Here is a 16,557-nt window from a genome sequence, read left to right as displayed (position 1 = left end):
GTCCTCGTACAGCCCCGACGTTTTCCGGATGGTTTGCATGGATAGTCTCGAATGGCTCATACCCTGGGAGTTCTCTCCCACGCTGGTGGCCTCCTTCCTGGTGGCCATCGTGCTGTTCGTGCGCGGCCAAAAGGTCCATCGCGTGACCGCCGCCCGCAGCATCCTGTTCTGGACCGGCATGGTGCTGCTGTACCTGTCCATGCATACCCGGCTGGACTACTACGCCGAGCGCATGTTCTTCATCCACCGCATCCAGCATCTGGTGCTGCACCATCTGGGGCCGTTGCTGGTGATGGCGGCGTTCCCGGGACAGGTGATGCGGGCGGGCCTGCCCATGCGCTGGCGCATCCGCCTGCGTGACTTCCTGCGCACCGGCGCCGGCCGCGCGACGGTGGCGGTGCTGACCCACAAGATCTTCGTGCCGACGCTGTTCGTCTTCCTGGTGCTGGTCTGGCTGATTCCGTCGGTGCAGTTCTATTCCATGCTGGACTGGCGTCTCTACCGCCTGATGAACTGGTCGGTGGTGATCAGCGGCTTCATGTACTGGAACCTGATCCTGGATCGCCGGCCCGCGCCGCCGGCGGCCATGACGCCGGGCGGCCGGGTCATTTCGCCCGTGCTGACGATGCTGCCGCAGATGGTGGCGGGCGCAGTCATCGCCTTCACCGAAAGCGACATCTATCCGCTGTTCGAACTATGTGGCCGCGCCATCGCCATGTCGGCCCAGACCGACCAGACCATAGGCGGCCTGACCATGTGGATTCCGGCGGCGCTGGTCGAGGTGATCGGCCTGATGGTGGCCCTGGGAACCTTGATGCGGCTATCGGCCAAGGGGCGCTTGCGCAAGGCGGATCGCGAAGCGCTGGCCCGCTCCAAGGCCCGCGCTCGCGCCGCTTCGGCCTGAGAACCGCGGCGGGTGGCGTACGCCGCCGGGCTCAGAAGCTCTTCGGCGTATTGACCCAGAACAGTTCCACGGTTTCCTCGCCGACGACTTTCCACGAATGCGGCCGCCCGCTAAGGAACGAGATGCTGTCTCCGGCGCGCAAGGTCACCGGCGCCGCCAGATCGACCGTAATGCTGAACTCGCCGGCGATGACGTGGATGCACTCTTCTCCATGGTGCGTATAGGCGCCTTCGCTGCGGGCGCCCGGCGCCAGCACCCATTTCTGGCAGTCGAGCGAAGGCAGGCTCGTTGCCAGCTGCAGGATCTGGATGCCCGCGCCGAACGACGGGGCGTGTATTTCCTGACCCTTGCGCACGACCTCTGCCGCGTTGCGCGACGGCTTGGGCGGTACTTCCGACAGGGCCGTCAGCGACGTGCCATAACAGGTGGCGAGCAGCTTCAGGCTCGCCACGGTGGCCCCGCGGCCCGTCCGTTCAAAGGTCGAAATGAAGGACACGGGCAGGCTGGTTTCGTCCGACGCCTCTTTCAGCGATAGATCCGCGCTTCGGCGCGCGGTGCGAAAGCGCAGTCCGAGCGCGGCCGCGTCAGCTATTTCGCGGGCTTGAGATGCCGTGGCGCCCGAGGCGGGCGATGGTGGCGCCGTGGACGCCGATCCGGCCTGCGACTCCTCCAGCACGCGACGGATCGCGGGCATGTTCAGGCCGTTGATCTGCCGCAGACGAACGATATGGGATACCCGGGCCAGATCCGCATCTGAGTAGACGCGCTGTCCTGTTTCGGTGCGCGCCGGAACGAGGAGGCCGTGTTGCTCCCATAGCCGCAGCGTCGAGATGTTCGTGCCTGTGAGGCGCGCGACGTCGCCGATTCGATACTCAGACATGCAAGTGAAGTTCCTGTGCTGGCGCGGTGGACGGTCTGTTCTGGCAGAACATACAGAATATATATAGATAAATTATATAAACACGATCCTTCATGATAGGACCGGAAATATGGGGGAAAGCCCCTATTTTTTCCGAAAATCAGCTTCTATAGGATCGCAACCTACAGAAATTATGTAGATATATTTGATTCCAGGCGCGGCCAGATTGGGCCGCTTTGCTCATGATCATTTCACACCATTCAAGCCAGGCCGGACCTTTCCTGCAACGCAGTTTCTGGATGCGGGAGGCGGAACCCGCCTTGCAGGCAAGTGCGCCGCTGACCGGCAGTCAGGCCGCCGACATCGTGATTATCGGTGGAGGCTATGTAGGCCTGTGGACGGCGTTGAGCATCAAGGAACTCAGCCCTCAGTCCAAGGTCGTGGTCCTGGAGCGGGACGTCTGCGGCGGAGGCGCTTCAGGGCGCAACGGCGGCATGGCCATGTCCTGGTGGCCGAAAATCGCTTCGCTGCTTGCTTTCGCGGATGTCGACGATGCGCTGTTCCTGGCCCGGGCCTCGGAACGCGCCATCGATGAAATCGCACAGTTCTGCGGCCGCCATCGCATCGATGCGCACTTTCGCTGCGGGGGATGGCTCTGGACGGCCACTTCCGATGCGCAACAGGAGTCATGGGAGGGCACGCTCCAGGCCTGCGCCCGGGTCGGCGCGCGTCCCTTCGAGCACATGCTGCCGGAGGACGTCGCACGTCGAACCGGGTCTCGCATGCACAGGGCGGGCGTGTTCGAACGCGGCAACGCCACGGTGCAGCCGGCAAGGCTGGTGCGAGGCATGCGCAGGGTGGCCCTGGAGCGCGGCATCGTGATCCACGAAAACACGCCGGTGCTGGAGTTGAGCCACGGCTATCCGGCGGTGATCCGCAGCGCCTCGGGCACGATACTGGCCAAAAGCGTCGTGCTGGCGACGAATGCATGGGCCGTCGCCATTCCTGAAATCTCAAGGCTGATCGTGCCCGTCAACAGTTCCATCGTCGTGACGCAGGCGATTCCCGAGCGCCTGGCCGCGCTGGGTTGGACGGGGGGCGAAGCCATCACCGACTCGCAGTTGATGGTCGGGTACTACCGGACCACGCGGGACGGGCGAATCGCATACGGCAAGGGCACGGGCGCGCTTTCCCGGGGTGGCGTCATCGACGCCACCTTCAGCCGCCACGAAGAAAGCTGCCTGATGGCGGAGCAGGATTTCCGCCGCGCCTACCCGATGCTTGCCGACGTGCGCGTCTCGCATGCGTGGTCGGGTCCGATCGATCGGACCTACGACAGCCTGCCCGTTTTCGGCACCCTGGCCGGTACCGGACACATCCACTACGGAGTGGGTTGGAGCGGCAACGGCGTCGCGCCCAGCCTGTTGGGCGGCAGGATTCTGGCAAGCCTGGCCCTGGATCGCAACGATGCGTGGCGCCGCTGCGCCCTGGTCGACCGCAAGCCCAAGCGGTTTCCGCCCGAACCCATCAAGTACTTCGGCGGTTCGCTGGTCCGCAACGCCGTGCGTAGAAAGGAAGAGCGTGAAGCGCGGGATCTTGCGCCGCGCTGGCTTGACGTGCTCCTGGCTGGGTTCGCGCCCGCAGGACTTGAGGACTAGCGTCAAGCGCGCCGTGCATCAGGCCTGCGCGGGATAACCAAAACAAGCGCGTTCCATACCGGGGGCGCGGTAAAAGGAGAAAGCATGTCTAAGGGTGAGGGACTCAAGGGTGGGCTGCAATCGCGCCACATGACGATGATTTCCATTGCGGGGGTCATCGGCGCGGCCTTGTTTGTGGGGTCGGGCAAGCAGATCGCGCTGGCCGGACCAGCGGTGATCCTGGCCTATCTGGGCGGCGGGATCCTGGTGTTTCTGGTCATGCGCATGCTGGGCGAGATGGCCGTGGCCCAGCCCGATACCGGTTCTTTTTCGACCTACGCGGATCGCGCTATCGGGCGCTGGGCGGGTTTCACCATCGGTTGGCTGTACTGGTACTTCTGGGCGCTGCTGATGGGTTGGGAAGCCTATGTCGCGGGACAGATTCTGCATGGCTGGTTCCCCGTGGCGCCCAATTGGGTCTACGCGCTGCTCCTGACGCTAGGATTGATAGGCGTCAACTTCATGAACGTCAGGAACTACGGGGAATTCGAGTTTTGGTTCGGCCTGATCAAAGTGGTGGCCATCGTCCTGTTCCTGGTGGTCGGCACGCTGGCGGTTGTGCACCTGTGGCCCTTCGGCGATGCCGGCGGCATGTCCAATCTCACCGATCGGGGATTCATGCCCAATGGGCCCGGCGCCGTGGTCACCGCATTGCTGGGCATCATGTTCGCCATGATGGGCGCGGAAGTCGTCACGGTGGCGGCGGGTGAGACCTCCGAGCCCGGCGGCCAAATCGTGAAAGCCATCCGATCGGTGGTCTGGCGGATCTGCCTGTTCTATGTAGGGTCCATCTTTCTGGTGGTTTGCCTGGTACCCTATGACACCCCCGCCCTGGTCGACCCGACGCGCGGCAGCTACAACGTGGTGCTGGACGCGATGGGCATTCCGTACGCGCAGCTGATCGTCAACGCCATCGTGCTGACCTCGGTCTGCAGCTGCTTCAACTCGGCGCTGTATGTCTCGTCGCGCATGCTCTATTCGCTGGCCCGCCGTGGCGACGCGCATCGCATCATGGCTGTCACTGGCGCTTCCTCGGGCGCGCCGTACGTGGGCGTGGTCATATCCAGCGTGTTCGCATTCGTTGCCGTCTACATGATGGCGACGTCCTCGATGGACCTGTACGACGTCCTCATGCAAACCACGGGCTGCGTGGCGCTGTTTGTCTACCTGACCATCGCATGCTGCCAACTGCGCATGCGGCAACGCCTGCAGGCTCAGGGAGTCGAGCTGAAGTTCAAGATGTGGTTGTTTCCCTGGCTGACCTGGGCGGTCATTCTGTTCATCTGCGCAGCCTTGCTGACGATGGTGCTGGAGGGAACGTATCGCCAGGAGGTGGCGTATACCTCCGCGCTGGGCGCTGTAATCGTCCTGATGGGCGTGGCGGCGCAGCGCTTCGGCATTGGCGGGCCGAAGGCCCAGGAGCCCGCGGCGCGGAGGATTCCAGGACAAGGCTTGAACGGCCTGAGCGAGGCCGCGGCGCTCAAGCCTTGACGCGGCATGAATGGCCGCAGGCTTGCGGCTATTCCGGCAGCAGGCCGTGGTACTTCTTGCCCAGCGCCACGGTGGCCTGGAACATGCCGGCCTTGCTGCCGCAGTCGTAGCGCACGCCTTCATAGCGGTGCGCATACACGGCGCGCTCGCGCATCAGCGAGGCGATGCCGTCGGTCAGCTGGATCTCGTTGCCGGCGCCCATCTTGGTCGAGCGCAGGTGGTCGAAGATCGCGGCTTCCAGCACGTAGCGGCCCACCACGGCGAGCGTCGACGGCGCGGCTTCAGGGTCGGGCTTTTCGACGATATGGGTGACGCGTTCCGTGCGGCCGTTGGCGCTGGCATCCCCCTGGCGGGTGGCCACGATGCCGTACTTGCGGGTGTCCACGCGCGGCACGTCCTGCACGCCGAGCACGCTGGCGTTCTGCGCCACGGCCACGTCGATCAGCTGCTTCAGCGCGGGCTGTTCGGCGTCGATCAGGTCGTCGGCGAGCAGCACGGCAAAGGGTTCGTCGCCCACGGCAGGCGCGGCCGACAGCACCGCATGGCCCAGTCCCAGCGGGGCCGACTGGCGGATATAGAGGCAATTCACATGCGCGGGTAGAATGCCCCGCACCATGGCCAGAAGCTCGTGCTTGCCCTTGCTTTCCAGGTCCGATTCGAGTTCCGGCGCGGAGTCGAAGTGGTCTTCGATGGCGCGCTTGTTGCGCCCCGTCACGAAGATGAGGTCGGTGATCCCGGCGGCCACGGCTTCTTCCACGGCGTATTGGATCAGCGGCTTGTCGACCACGGGCAGCATTTCCTTGGGCATTGCCTTGGTGGCGGGCAGGAAGCGCGTACCCATGCCGGCGACAGGGAAAACAGCTTTACGGACAGGACGCATTGAGACCTCGTTGGGGCTATCGATGAAACATTTTAAGCGCATCGCTATCATAGGCTTATGAACCGCAGGAAAATGCCATCCATTTGCTCGATTGCGAAACGGGGTGCAATCGTCGGGCTGTCCGTGGCCCTGGCCGTGCCCGCCATCCCCATCGCCGCCTGGGCGCAGCCCGTAGGCCTGCCCTCGATGGGCGCGGCCTCCGCCGCTGAACTGTCCCCCGCGCTGGAACGCAGCCTGGGCGAAGCCATCATGGCCCAGGGGCGGCGTGACCCGACCTATGTGGACGATTCCGAACTCAGCCAGTACCTCACCACCATGGGGCGCAAGCTGGCGGCCTTCGCGCCCGGCGCGGTCCCCGAGGTCGAGATGTTCGGCGTGCGCGACCCCGAAATCAACGCCTTCGCCATGCCCGGCGGCTTCATCGGCGTCAATACCGGGCTGATCGTGGCTTCCGCCAGCGAATCCGAGCTGGCGGCGGTGCTGGCCCACGAAATCGGCCACGTCGTGCAGCGCCACATCGCCCGTGGCATGACCCAGCAGAACCAGAACAGCATGGTGATGCTGGCCAGCCTGGCGGGGGCGCTGCTGGCGGCCCTGGCCGGGGGCGGCGGCAACCTGGCGATGGGCGTGGCGGCATTCGGCCAGGCTGCGGCCATCAACCGCCAGCTGGGCTTTTCGCGCGACGCGGAACGCGAAGCCGACCGGGCAGGGCTGCAGATGCTGACCAAGGCGGGCTACGACGCCGAAGGCATGGCCCAGATGTTCGGGCGCCTGATGAACGCGTCGCGCCTGAACGAAGGCGCGGGCGGCGGCTCCTGGGCCAGCACCCACCCGCTGTCCATCGAGCGCATGTCGGACGTGCAGAATCGGGTGCGCAACCAGTCTCCCGTGGCGCGCCACGTGGATAGCGACGACTTCTGGTACATACGCGCCAAGATGCGCGTGGTGCAGGGCCGCGACGCGGTCAGCCTGCGTACCGCCGGCCAGCAATTGCAGGACGAGGCCCAGGCGCTGTCGGGCGTGCGCAAGTCGGCCGCCTACTACGGCCTGGCGCTGCAGGCGTTCCAGCGCAACAACCTGGCTGATGCCGAGCGCAACTGGAGCCTGGCGTCGGCGGACGGCCGCAGCTCGGCCCAGCTGGCCAAGCTCAGCGTGGATATCGCCCTGGCCCGCAAGGAGTACCCCAGGGCGCTGGAGCTGGCCCAGGCCGGCACCAAGCGCTGGCCCGGGCATCGGGCCCTGGGCATTGCCTATGCCCAGGCGTTGCAAAGCGTCGGCCGCCACACGGACGCGCAGGAGTACCTGCGGGCCAAGATCAAGCAATGGGGCAGCGACGAACCCAGCCTCTACCAGATGCTGGCGCAGAGCGAAGACCGCAATGGCAAGCCGGTGGCTGCGCGCCGCGACCAGGCGCGCTACTACGTCATGACTGGCGCATACGCCGCCGCGGAGTCGCAGCTGCAGCAGGCGCGCAACATGTCCACCGACTTCTACGAGCAGTCGCAGATCGACGTGCAGATCAAGGAAGTGAAGGACAAGCTGGCCGAAGAGCGCCAGTTGCTGGAACGCTTCAAGTCGGGTTGAGCGCCGGGCAGGGCGCCGCTGCGACCTACTGGCCAGTTTCGAAGAAGCGTCCCAGCCGCTGCGGCAGCCAGTTCAGGTGGGCGGGGAAGCTGCCGGTCGGAAAACCGGCATGTCCCCCATCCGTGGGCTGATGCAGCAGGACGGTGGACGAGCATTCCTCGGGCGTCGGCAGCGAGGCTGCCGGCACGAAGGGATCGTTGCGGGCATTGAGCACCAGTGTCGGCACGGATATCTTCGGCAGCCAGGGCTTGCTGGACGCCCGCGTCCAGTAATCCAGCGCATTGCGAAAACCGTGCATGGGCGCGGTGTAGGTGTCGTCGAACTCGCGCAGATCATGCGCATGGGCGATGCGCATGACGTCCACGGCGCCGGGATAGCGGTGCGCCTTCTCCAGCACCTTGTGCTTGAGCGTCTTCAGGAAGTGGGCGGTGTAGACCCTGCGGTTGAACACGCCGGTGGACAGCGTCTTGCCGCAGGCCACCAGGTCCAGCGGCACGGACACGCCCGCGCAGGCCGTCAGCCAGCCGGTGTCCTCCTGGTGTTCGCCCAGGTACTTGAGCAGGGCGTTGCCCCCCAGCGATACGCCGACCGCATGCCAGCGCGCATGTGGAATGCGCTGGCGCACGGTATTCAGCATGAAGCCGACCTCGGCCGAATCGCCCGAGTAGTAGGCGCGCGCCAGGCGGTTGGGCACGCCCGAACAGCCGCGGAAATGCGCGATCACCACGATCCAGCCGCGCGCACGGAAGTGATGCGCGATGGACTGCGCATAGCGGCTGTTGCTGCCGCCTTCCAGGCCGTGGAACAGGATCAGGGCCGGCGTATCGGGCGTATGCGGCAGGGACTTCCAGTCCGCATCCGTCATCCACCGGGCCGCGGCGGTCTTGCCATTGGCGACCGGACGCTGGCCGCTGACGGGCGCGCCGTCGGCGGACTTGTGCGGGAACAGGCCCGGACCGGTCCAATCGAAGTCGACGAAATCGGTGTCGGGCGTGTCTACCCGTTCGCGCACGAATGCGATGCGGTGATACTGCGCGAACAGGGCGGCGTAAACCGTCTGGCTGTCGCCTCCGGGCAACCAGGAGGGGACGGGGCAGGGCGTTGTATCAAGACGAGCAGCGGCCAACTAAAAATCCACCCGATTCAGTGCAGCATGTCGGGTACGTCGTGCAAGTCGAGCACCCCGGCTTCCGTGGGCGCCGGCGAGGCATGGTGCATGACCATGCGCCAGCCGGTGGGCCCCTTGTGGTAGATGTTGGTGGCGTAGCAATTGGCGAATTGCGTGCCTTCCCGCGTTTGCACCGCCACCTGTTCCACCAGCACGTGCACCGCGCACATCATGCTGAGCATGACCAGCGGACGCAACGGACGCACATGGAGGGGGCCGTTGGCCAGCACCTGCTGCCAGGAATCGTGCACCGCCGAGTGGCCGACGATGCGCAGGCCCCCCGGATGGATGCAGACGACTTCCTCGTCGTCTGCCCACACTTGCATCAGGCGTACGACGTCCGCCTGGTCGAGGGCTTCGTAGAACGCGTGCTCTGCTTCTTCGGGCGTGGCGAACATGGCGGCGGAAACGGGTGGACGTTGTAGAGCGGGTGACTCAGTGCCCGTGGCCGTGCAATACGGTGCCGGGCTTCAAGCGGTACTCGGCGCCACAGTAGGCGCAGCTGGCGGAGCCGGTGCGGGCCACGTCCAGGAACACGCGGGGATGCATGCTCCAGAGCGGCGCCTTGGGGCCCGGACAGAACACGGGCAGGTCGTCGGCGCCGACCTCGATGACTTCGTGGGGGTGGGGGACGGCGGCCGGAGCAGCAGCGGTCATGGATATTCCTGAAAAAAAACCGGTAATCGGCAGGTTGGGGCAATGATGCGGCCAGGTCATGGACCGGACCGCGCGGATCAGACTTTACTCAGCCAGTGATGGTACTTCGGGTTGCGGCCATTCACCACGTCAAAAAATGCTTTCTGCAGCCTCTCCGTGATCGGGCCGCGCTGGCCGGAGCCGATCTGGCGGTTGTCCACTTCGCGGATGGGCGTCACTTCGGCGGCCGTGCCGGTGAAGAACGCCTCGTCGGCGATGTAGACGTCGTCGCGCGTCAGGCGCTTGGTCACTACGCGCAGGCCCAGGTCGGCGGCCAGCGCATGGATGGTGGAGCGGGTAATGCCAGTCAGGGCGGAGGCGATCTCAGGCTCGCAGAGCACGCCGTCCTTGATGATGAAGAGGTTTTCGCCGGAACCCTCGGCCACGAAGCCTTCCGTGTCCAGCAGCAGGGCTTCGTCGTAGCCGTCCTGCAGGGCCTCGGTATTGGCCAGGATCGAATTGGCGTAGGTAGTTGCCACCTTGGCCCGCGGCATCGTGACGTTCACGTGCTGCCGCGCGAATGACGACACCTTGACGCGGATGCCCGCGGACAGCGCCTCTTCGCCCAGATAGGCGCCCCAGGGCCAGGCCGCGATGGCCACGTGCACCCGGGCGCCCTTGGGCGAGACGCCCATTTTTTCGGGGCCGTAGAACACCAGCGGGCGCAGGTAGCCGGCTTCCAGCTGGTTCTCGCGCACGACCGTCCGCTGCGCCTCGTTGATCGTGTCGCGATCGAAGGGCATGGGGATTTGGTAGATGTGCGCCGAATTGAAGAGGCGGTTGGTATGGTCTTCGAGGCGGAAGATGGCTGTGCCGATCTCTGAGCGGTAGGCGCGCACGCCTTCGAATACCGACAGGCCGTAATGCAGGGAGTGCGTCAGGACGTGCGTGGTCGCGTCTCGCCACGGTACGAGCTTGCCGTCATACCAGATGAAGCCGTCGCGGTCTGCCATCGACATGGTCTACTCCCAAGCGCCCAAGAATCCCGAGGTCCATATTGTATCAAGCGGCGAGGTTACAATACGCGCCTATTCGCGCCCCGGCGCGGCGCCGCCAGGCCCGCGCGTACTGATCCCGGCGGGCGAACGGGTTGTCGTGCGTTCCTTTTCCTTAGAGTTTCCATGTCGTCCTGTCCGAATCGCCAGGGGCCAGCCGTTGTCCTCTGAATCCGCGCTTCCTGAATCCGAAGACCCCGTCGCGGTCCGCCAGGAGCGTATCGCTGCATTCCGGGCTGGCGTGCACGCCATCGTGCCCGCCCTGATCGCCACCGCCACTTGGGGGCTGGTCACCGGCGTGGCCATGGTCAAGTCGGGCTTGACCGAGACCATGGCGCTGGCCATGACCCTGCTGCTTTACGCGGGTTCCGCCCAGCTGACCTCCCTGCCGCTCATCGCCACCGGCGCGCCGCTTTGGCTGATCTTCGCCGCCGGTTGCGTGGTGAACCTGCGTTTCCTCATTTTCGGCGCGGCGCTGCATCCCTATTTCCGCCACCTGTCCTGGCCCAAGCGCCTCGGGTTGGGGTATTTCACGACCGACATGGGCTTCGTGCTGTTCATGCCGCGCTTTGGCGATGCGGCCGTGCGCGGCACCCGCGAGCAGCTCTGGTTCTTCCTGGGCGCCATCGCGCCCGGCTGGTTCGTCTGGCAGACCTCGTCCATTGTCGGCATCTACCTGGGCTCCATGGTGCCCACGGACTGGTCGCTGGACTTTGCCGCGGTGCTGGCGCTGCTGGCCATCACGGTGCCGCTGGCCAACACCAAGCCCATGCTGATTTCCATGCTGGCTGCCGGCGTGGTCGCCTGGACCGGGCAGGTCCTGCCGCTGCGCCTGGGCCTGGCCGCCGCCGTGGTGGCGGGCGTGGTCGCCGGCATTTGGGCCGAACGCTACTTCAAGGCCCGCGCATGACCCTCTGGCCCGCCGAGATCTACGTCTATTCCGCCATTCTGCTGTTGGCGCTGTGCAGCGTGCTGACGCGCGCCGGCTTTATGCTGTTCGGCGATTACATCCCCCTGCCGGAAGGAGTGCGCCGCGCCTTGCGCTACGCGCCCGCCGCCGCCCTGACCGCCATCATCGTGCCCGACCTGCTGCCGTGGAAGGCCGGCCTGGGGCCGGTGTTCGACTACAAGCTGGTCGCGGGCGTGCTCGCCATCCTGGTTTTTCTGCGCACCCGCAGCGCGGTGCTGGTCATCATCGTCGGCATGCTGGCGCTCTGGGGCCTGCGCTGGCTGGCCGGCTGAAGGTCGTTGCCAAAACGTCCATCCAGTGGACGCTGCTGGTATGCCCGGCGGGCGCTTGCTGACAGCCGGCGGAAGGCCTTTGCAATGCCTTTCAGAAGGCGAGTGGACCGTGTGGTAATGCGGCTGCGCTAAAATCATGTTATCCACAGCAATCCGGGCCTGGTACTGCCCTCATAAGTATCGAATCCAGAATGCGCCGCCTGGCCTGCAACGCAGGATGCGGATTGCGCGTGTTCAGACTGTTCCGATGCATATGTAGTGCAGTGCGCGTAGCACTCTCGTTTTGTTCTTTTTCACTGGTCCCGGTATCTGCCTAACCCTGATGACTGAATCCACTCAATCCGTAGCACCTGCCGCTGACGCACCCGCGCCGACGTTCACCGATTTCGGGCTGCACCCTCTGCTGCTGCAGTCCATCGCCGAAACCGGCTACACCACGCCCACGCCGATCCAGGCCCAGGCCATTCCCGTCGTGGTGGAAGGGCGCGATGTCATGGGCGCCGCGCAGACCGGCACCGGCAAGACGGCCGCCTTCACGCTGCCCATCCTGCACCGCTTGATGCCCTTGGCCAACACCAGCGCATCGCCCGCGCGCCATCCGGTGCGCGCGCTGATCCTGACGCCCACGCGCGAACTGGCCGACCAGGTCTACGAAAGCGTCAAGCGCTACAGCAAGCAGACGCCGCTGCGTTCGGCAGTTGTCTTCGGTGGCGTGGATATCGGTCCGCAGAAGGAAGCCCTGCGCCGCGGTTGCGAAGTGCTGGTGGCCACGCCCGGCCGCCTGCTCGACCACGTCGAGCAAAAGAACGTGAACCTGAGTCAGGTCGGCATCCTGGTGCTGGACGAAGCCGACCGCATGCTGGACATGGGCTTCCTGCCGGACCTGGAGCGCATCATCCGCCTGCTGCCCGCGCAGCGCCAGGGCCTGCTGTTCTCCGCCACGTTCAGCAATGAAATCCGCAAGCTGGGCCGCTCGTACCTGAATCAACCGGTCGAAATCGAAGTCGCGGCGCGCAACGCCACCGCCAACACGATCACCCAGATCGCCTACAAGATGCCCAGCGACGCCAAGCGCGCCGCGGTCGTGCATCTGGTGAAGTCGCGCGGCCTGAACCAGGTCATCGTGTTCTCCAACACCAAGATCGGCACGGCGCGGCTGGCCCGCGACCTGGAGCGCGACGGCGTCAAGGCCGAATCCATCCACGGCGACAAGACCCAGGCCGACCGCATGAAGGCGCTGGAAGCCTTCAAGGCCGGCGAACTGGAAGTGCTGGTGGCCACCGACGTGGCCGCGCGCGGCCTGGACGTGGCCGGCGTGCCTTGCGTCATCAACTACGACCTGCCGTACAACGCCGAAGACTACGTGCACCGTATCGGCCGCACCGGCCGCGCCGGCGCATCGGGCGAGGCCATCGCCTTGTTCACGCCCGACGAAGAGCGTTTCCTGCTCGACATCGAAAAACTCATCAAGCGCGAAGTGCCGCGCGGCACGCTGGATGTTCCGGCCGATCTGGTCGCCCGCAGCCACCGCCGCAGCGACGAGCGCCGCGGTTCGTCGTCGCGTGAAGGCCGTGAAGGCCGCGAGGGTCGTGAAGGCCGTGACAGCCGCGGTGACCGCGGCCGCTCGTCCGACCGTCGTTCCAGCTATTCGTCCGGCGCGCCGCGCCAGCCCGTGGATGATTTCTTCCTGAAGCCCTACGAGCCCTCGGCGCCGTCCGCGCCCGCCGAAGAGCCGGCGCCCAGGAACAATGGCGCATCCTCCGGGCCGAAACGCCAGATCGCCGTCCTGCTGGGCGGCAGCCGCAAGCCCTGAAAGGCGCCGGCATGAAAAAACCCGCAAGCCCTCAGGCTTGCGGGTTTTTTTATGGCTGGAGCGCGTGATGCCTGCTGCGGCTCAGGCCGCCAGCAGGCGCGGCAGGTCCGGCAACGCGGTGGCGACCGCAGGGCTGTTTTCATTCAGGCTTTCGAGCAGGCGTTCGAGGTGGCCGATGTGCGGCAGCATGGGGCCGTAGAACACCACCCGCGATCCGATCTGCACCAGCAGCGTGGGGAAATTCTCCACGTCTTCGTCGCCCAGCAGTTCGGCGTGGTCCTCGATGTCGATCCAGGCGAAGACATGCCGCGGCATGGCCTGGGCCAGCGCTTGCAGCTTGGGCTTGTATTGCTCGCAGGTGTCGCACCAGGCGGCGCAGAAGCAGGCCACCAGCCAGGCGTCGGGCGATGAGCCCAACCGCGCGCGCAGCGTGGCCAGGTCGGTATCGGGTACAAGTAGGGACATGTGGGCAGATGAAGGCGTGTTTGACTATCATACCCGGGATGTCTACCCCCTCATTCTTCCTCCATGACTGCTTTGCGCACTGATTCCGCCACGCCCGACAACGGCCGATTTTCCGCTGCCGGGGCCGGCGCCGTCAGCGTCGGCCAGGCGTTCAAGCGCGCCCTGGTGTCCCAATGCCATCCCTCCATGCTGTTCGCGGTGCTGCTGCCGTTTCTGATCGCGCTGGTGGGGGCCCTGTTGCTGCTATACCTGTTCTGGACGCCGCTCAACGAATGGCTGGCGGCCGAGGCGGCGCGCTGGGACTTCGTCAACCGGGCCGAGGACTGGATGCTGGCGATGGGGCTGTTCTCGCTCAAGGTCTACATGATCCCCGTGATCGCGGTGGCCATTCTGTTGCCGGTATCGGGCATCCTGGGCCTGGCGATTGCCGCCGTGTTCGTGATGCCGCTGGTGCTGAATCATGTCGGCAAGCGTGAATACGTCAGCGTCACGCGGCAAGGCAAGCACGCGACCGCGGTCAGCGTGTGGAACGCGATCTGGGTATCGCTGGCCTTTGCCGCGGGCTGGCTGCTTACGCTGCCGCTGTGGCTGGTGCCGCCCATGGCCATCGCGTTGTCGATCTTCTGGTGGGCGTTCGCGTTTTCGCGCATGATGCGCGTGGACGCCATCGTCGAACACGCCAGCCCCGCCGAGCGCAAGCTCATCCTGGAACGCAACAACGGCGGCTTCTGGACCATAGGCCTGATCTGCTCGCTGTTGAACTTGTTGCCGCCCGCGTGGGTCATCCTGCCGGTGTTCTCGGCCCTGGTCTACGCCCACTACGGTCTGGAAGCGCTCAAGCGCTTGCGCGAGGACCGTGTCATCGACGTCTGAACCGCGTCATCCCTCTCAACTTCTGGAATCGGACATGGCCGCAGAATCCGCCGCCCGCCGCATTGGCCTCATCATCGTAGGGGACGAAATCCTCTCGGGCCGCCGTCAGGACAAGCATTTTTCCAAGGTCGTCGAGCTTCTGGGCGCGCGCGGCATGCAGCTGGGCTGGGCCGAAATCGTGCCCGACGACCGCGACACCCTCATCGCCACCTACAAGCGCAGCTTTGCCACCGGCGACGTGGTGTTTTCCTGTGGCGGCATCGGCGGCACGCCCGACGATCACACGCGCCAGGCCGCCGCAGCCGCGCTGGGTCTGCCGCTGGCGCTGCACCCGGAGGCCGAAGAGGCCATCGCGCTGCGCACGGCCGAGATGGCCGCAAAAGGGCAGGGCACGGCCGACATGAGCGCGCCGGAAAACCAGCAGCGGCTGCAGATGGGCGTGTTTCCGGAAGGCTGCGAGATCGTCCCGAACCCCTACAACCGCATTCCCGGCTTCTACATCAAGGACCACACCTTCGTGCCGGGATTTCCCGTCATGGCCTGGCCCATGCTGGAATGGACGCTGGACACGCGTTATCGTGCACTGCAGCATGTGCACGCCCACGCGGAGCATTCCTTCCTGGTATTCAGCATGCCCGAATCGCGCATCACGCCGGCCATGCAGACCGTGGAAACGCGCTGGCCGGGCGTGCGCGCGTTCAGCCTGCCCAGCGTGGGCGAGGCCGGCGGCACCCCCCACATCGACCTGGGCGTGAAGGGCGAACCGGCCGCGGCGGCCGAAGCACTGGAGTATTTGCGGGCCGAGGTGCTACGTCTGGGCGGCAAGCTGGCGCCCCCGCCAGCAGCATGAAGACAGGGCCGCACCCGAGGTGCGGCCTTTTTTTTGATACAAAAAGCGGTTGCCAAACGCGCCAGTAAATTTCACAATACGGGAAAGAACTGTTTGCTGCGATGCCGCAAGTCCGGTTCCCGAAGGTGGGGCCCTACAGGCGGCGCAGCTGTCCTCGTCCCCCTTTCCATGTCCCGTCTCCCCACTACCCGCAATGCCCTGGACGCCGAGACCGAAGGCGCCTCCCATCCCATCGCCATCCAGGTGATCGAGCGCGCCATGCGCCTGCTCGACGCCCTGGCTGCGCAGCCGGATCCGGTAACGCTGAAAGAACTGTCCGCGACCACCGGCCTGCATGCGTCCACCGCGCATCGCATCCTGAACGACCTGGTCGTGGGCCGCTACGTCGAACGCGTCGACAACGGCCTGTATCAGCTGGGCATGCGCCTGCTGGAGCTGGGTTCGCTGGTCAAGGGGCGCCTGAACGTGCGCGAGGCGGCCATTTCCGCCATGCGTTCGCTGCACAAGTTGACCGGGCAGACCATCAACCTGTCGGTCCAGCAGGGCGACGAGATCGTCTACATCGAGCGCGCCTGGAGCGAACGCTCCGGCATGCAGGTGGTCCGCGCCATCGGCGGTCGCGCGCCTTTGCACCTGACCTCCACCGGCAAGCTGTTCCTGTCCACCGCCGATGCGCGCCAGGTGCGGGCCTACGCGCTGCGCACCGGCCTGGCCGGCCACACGCGCAACAGCCTGACCGACCTTGACCGCCTGGAGCGTGAACTGGCGCTGGTGCGGCGCCATGGTTATGCGCGCGACAACGAAGAACTGGAACTCGGCGTGCGCTGCATCGCCGCGGGCATTTTCGACGACACCGGCAAGCTGGTCGCCGGCCTGTCCATTTCGGCTCCCGCCGAACGCCTGCAGGACGACTGGATCAAGGCGCTGGTCGATACCGCCGCCAGCATCTCGGAAGCGCTGGGCTACGAGCCCTCCGTTTCGACCGGCTTCAACGGCCTGGGCATGGCCGCGGAAGCTCTGCGCCCGTAATCCCGCGCAGG

General features: G+C 65.6%; 17 protein-coding genes. 10 read left to right on the top strand and 7 right to left on the bottom strand.

The genetic code is table 11. The annotated features are described in order from the left end of the window. Positions 1 to 28 precede the first annotated feature (28 nt). Positions 29 to 904, top strand: a complete 876-nt coding sequence (locus N5C88_RS26205; RefSeq protein ID WP_118932896.1) for a cytochrome c oxidase assembly protein — start codon at positions 29 to 31, stop codon at positions 902 to 904. A 31-nt stretch (positions 905 to 935) separates the two neighbouring features. Here the strand turns inward: N5C88_RS26205 and N5C88_RS26200 are convergent, their stop codons facing one another. Further along, on the bottom strand, positions 936 to 1,784 hold the full coding sequence (locus N5C88_RS26200) for a MerR family transcriptional regulator (protein ID WP_059371635.1): 849 nt from the start codon (positions 1,782 to 1,784) through the stop codon (positions 936 to 938). 299 nt (positions 1,785 to 2,083) lie between these two features. On the opposite strand from N5C88_RS26200, the gene N5C88_RS26195 reads away from it, so the two are divergent. After that, positions 2,084 to 3,421 (top strand): FAD-dependent oxidoreductase, encoded by a 1,338-nt coding sequence (locus tag N5C88_RS26195; protein ID WP_280016534.1) that lies wholly within the window; start codon positions 2,084 to 2,086, stop codon positions 3,419 to 3,421. An 84-nt stretch (positions 3,422 to 3,505) separates the two neighbouring features. After that, positions 3,506 to 4,951 carry an amino acid permease gene (locus N5C88_RS26190; RefSeq protein ID WP_059371637.1) on the top strand — a complete coding sequence of 482 codons (1,446 nt, stop codon included), beginning with the start codon at positions 3,506 to 3,508 and terminating at the stop codon, positions 4,949 to 4,951. A 28-nt stretch (positions 4,952 to 4,979) separates the two neighbouring features. Here the strand turns inward: N5C88_RS26190 and galU are convergent, their stop codons facing one another. Beyond that, positions 4,980 to 5,831 carry a UTP--glucose-1-phosphate uridylyltransferase GalU gene (galU, locus tag N5C88_RS26185; protein ID WP_059371638.1) on the bottom strand — a complete coding sequence of 284 codons (852 nt, stop codon included), beginning with the start codon at positions 5,829 to 5,831 and terminating at the stop codon, positions 4,980 to 4,982. A 72-nt stretch (positions 5,832 to 5,903) separates the two neighbouring features. Here galU and N5C88_RS26180 point away from each other — a divergent pair, with 72 nt between their 5' ends. After that, positions 5,904 to 7,415 carry a M48 family metalloprotease gene (locus N5C88_RS26180; RefSeq protein ID WP_223283217.1) on the top strand — a complete coding sequence of 504 codons (1,512 nt, stop codon included), beginning with the start codon at positions 5,904 to 5,906 and terminating at the stop codon, positions 7,413 to 7,415. A 25-nt stretch (positions 7,416 to 7,440) separates the two neighbouring features. Here the strand turns inward: N5C88_RS26180 and N5C88_RS26175 are convergent, their stop codons facing one another. From N5C88_RS26175 to N5C88_RS26160, 4 genes are all read right to left on the bottom strand, one after another. Continuing rightward, positions 7,441 to 8,541: an alpha/beta fold hydrolase gene (locus tag N5C88_RS26175; protein WP_118932892.1), complete on the bottom strand. Its 1,101-nt coding sequence runs from the start codon at positions 8,539 to 8,541 to the stop codon at positions 7,441 to 7,443. Between the two features lie 17 nt (positions 8,542 to 8,558). Continuing rightward, entirely contained in the window at positions 8,559 to 8,981 is a 423-nt protein-coding gene (locus N5C88_RS26170) for a nuclear transport factor 2 family protein (RefSeq protein WP_054449940.1), read from the bottom strand. A 37-nt stretch (positions 8,982 to 9,018) separates the two neighbouring features. Beyond that, entirely contained in the window at positions 9,019 to 9,240 is a 222-nt protein-coding gene (locus tag N5C88_RS26165; RefSeq protein WP_059371641.1) for a zinc-finger domain-containing protein, read from the bottom strand. Between the two features lie 77 nt (positions 9,241 to 9,317). Beyond that, on the bottom strand, positions 9,318 to 10,238 hold the full coding sequence (locus N5C88_RS26160; protein WP_059371642.1) for a branched-chain amino acid transaminase: 921 nt from the start codon (positions 10,236 to 10,238) through the stop codon (positions 9,318 to 9,320). A 196-nt stretch (positions 10,239 to 10,434) separates the two neighbouring features. On the opposite strand from N5C88_RS26160, the gene N5C88_RS26155 reads away from it, so the two are divergent. The 3 genes from N5C88_RS26155 (at position 10,435) to N5C88_RS26145 (ending at position 13,329) form a co-directional block, all read left to right on the top strand. Next, entirely contained in the window at positions 10,435 to 11,184 is a 750-nt protein-coding gene (locus N5C88_RS26155; protein ID WP_059371643.1) for an AzlC family ABC transporter permease, read from the top strand. Then, positions 11,181 to 11,516, top strand: coding sequence for an AzlD domain-containing protein (locus tag N5C88_RS26150; RefSeq protein ID WP_054449947.1), 336 nt, complete (start codon positions 11,181 to 11,183; stop codon positions 11,514 to 11,516). The genes N5C88_RS26155 and N5C88_RS26150 overlap by 4 nt, the downstream gene beginning before the upstream one ends. Before the next feature lie 322 nt (positions 11,517 to 11,838). Then, positions 11,839 to 13,329, top strand: a complete 1,491-nt coding sequence (locus tag N5C88_RS26145; RefSeq protein WP_118932890.1) for a DEAD/DEAH box helicase — start codon at positions 11,839 to 11,841, stop codon at positions 13,327 to 13,329. A gap of 81 nt (positions 13,330 to 13,410) precedes the next feature. Here the strand turns inward: N5C88_RS26145 and N5C88_RS26140 are convergent, their stop codons facing one another. Continuing rightward, positions 13,411 to 13,794, bottom strand: a complete 384-nt coding sequence (locus tag N5C88_RS26140; protein ID WP_059371644.1) for a thioredoxin family protein — start codon at positions 13,792 to 13,794, stop codon at positions 13,411 to 13,413. Between the two features lie 63 nt (positions 13,795 to 13,857). Here N5C88_RS26140 and N5C88_RS26135 point away from each other — a divergent pair, with 63 nt between their 5' ends. The 3 genes from N5C88_RS26135 (at position 13,858) to N5C88_RS26125 (ending at position 16,546) form a co-directional block, all read left to right on the top strand. After that, on the top strand, positions 13,858 to 14,667 hold the full coding sequence (locus N5C88_RS26135) for an EI24 domain-containing protein (RefSeq protein WP_054449954.1): 810 nt from the start codon (positions 13,858 to 13,860) through the stop codon (positions 14,665 to 14,667). Positions 14,668 to 14,701: 34 nt separating this feature from the next. Next, positions 14,702 to 15,517: a molybdopterin-binding protein gene (locus tag N5C88_RS26130; protein WP_059371645.1), complete on the top strand. Its 816-nt coding sequence runs from the start codon at positions 14,702 to 14,704 to the stop codon at positions 15,515 to 15,517. Positions 15,518 to 15,685: 168 nt separating this feature from the next. Continuing rightward, positions 15,686 to 16,546, top strand: coding sequence for an IclR family transcriptional regulator (locus N5C88_RS26125; RefSeq protein ID WP_059371646.1), 861 nt, complete (start codon positions 15,686 to 15,688; stop codon positions 16,544 to 16,546). Positions 16,547 to 16,557 lie beyond the last annotated feature (11 nt).

This window comes from Achromobacter sp. GD03932, assembly GCF_029839485.1.
GTDB lineage: Bacteria > Pseudomonadota > Gammaproteobacteria > Burkholderiales > Burkholderiaceae_B > Achromobacter > Achromobacter bronchisepticus_A.
This window is presented reverse-complemented; position numbering and strand designations above follow the sequence as displayed.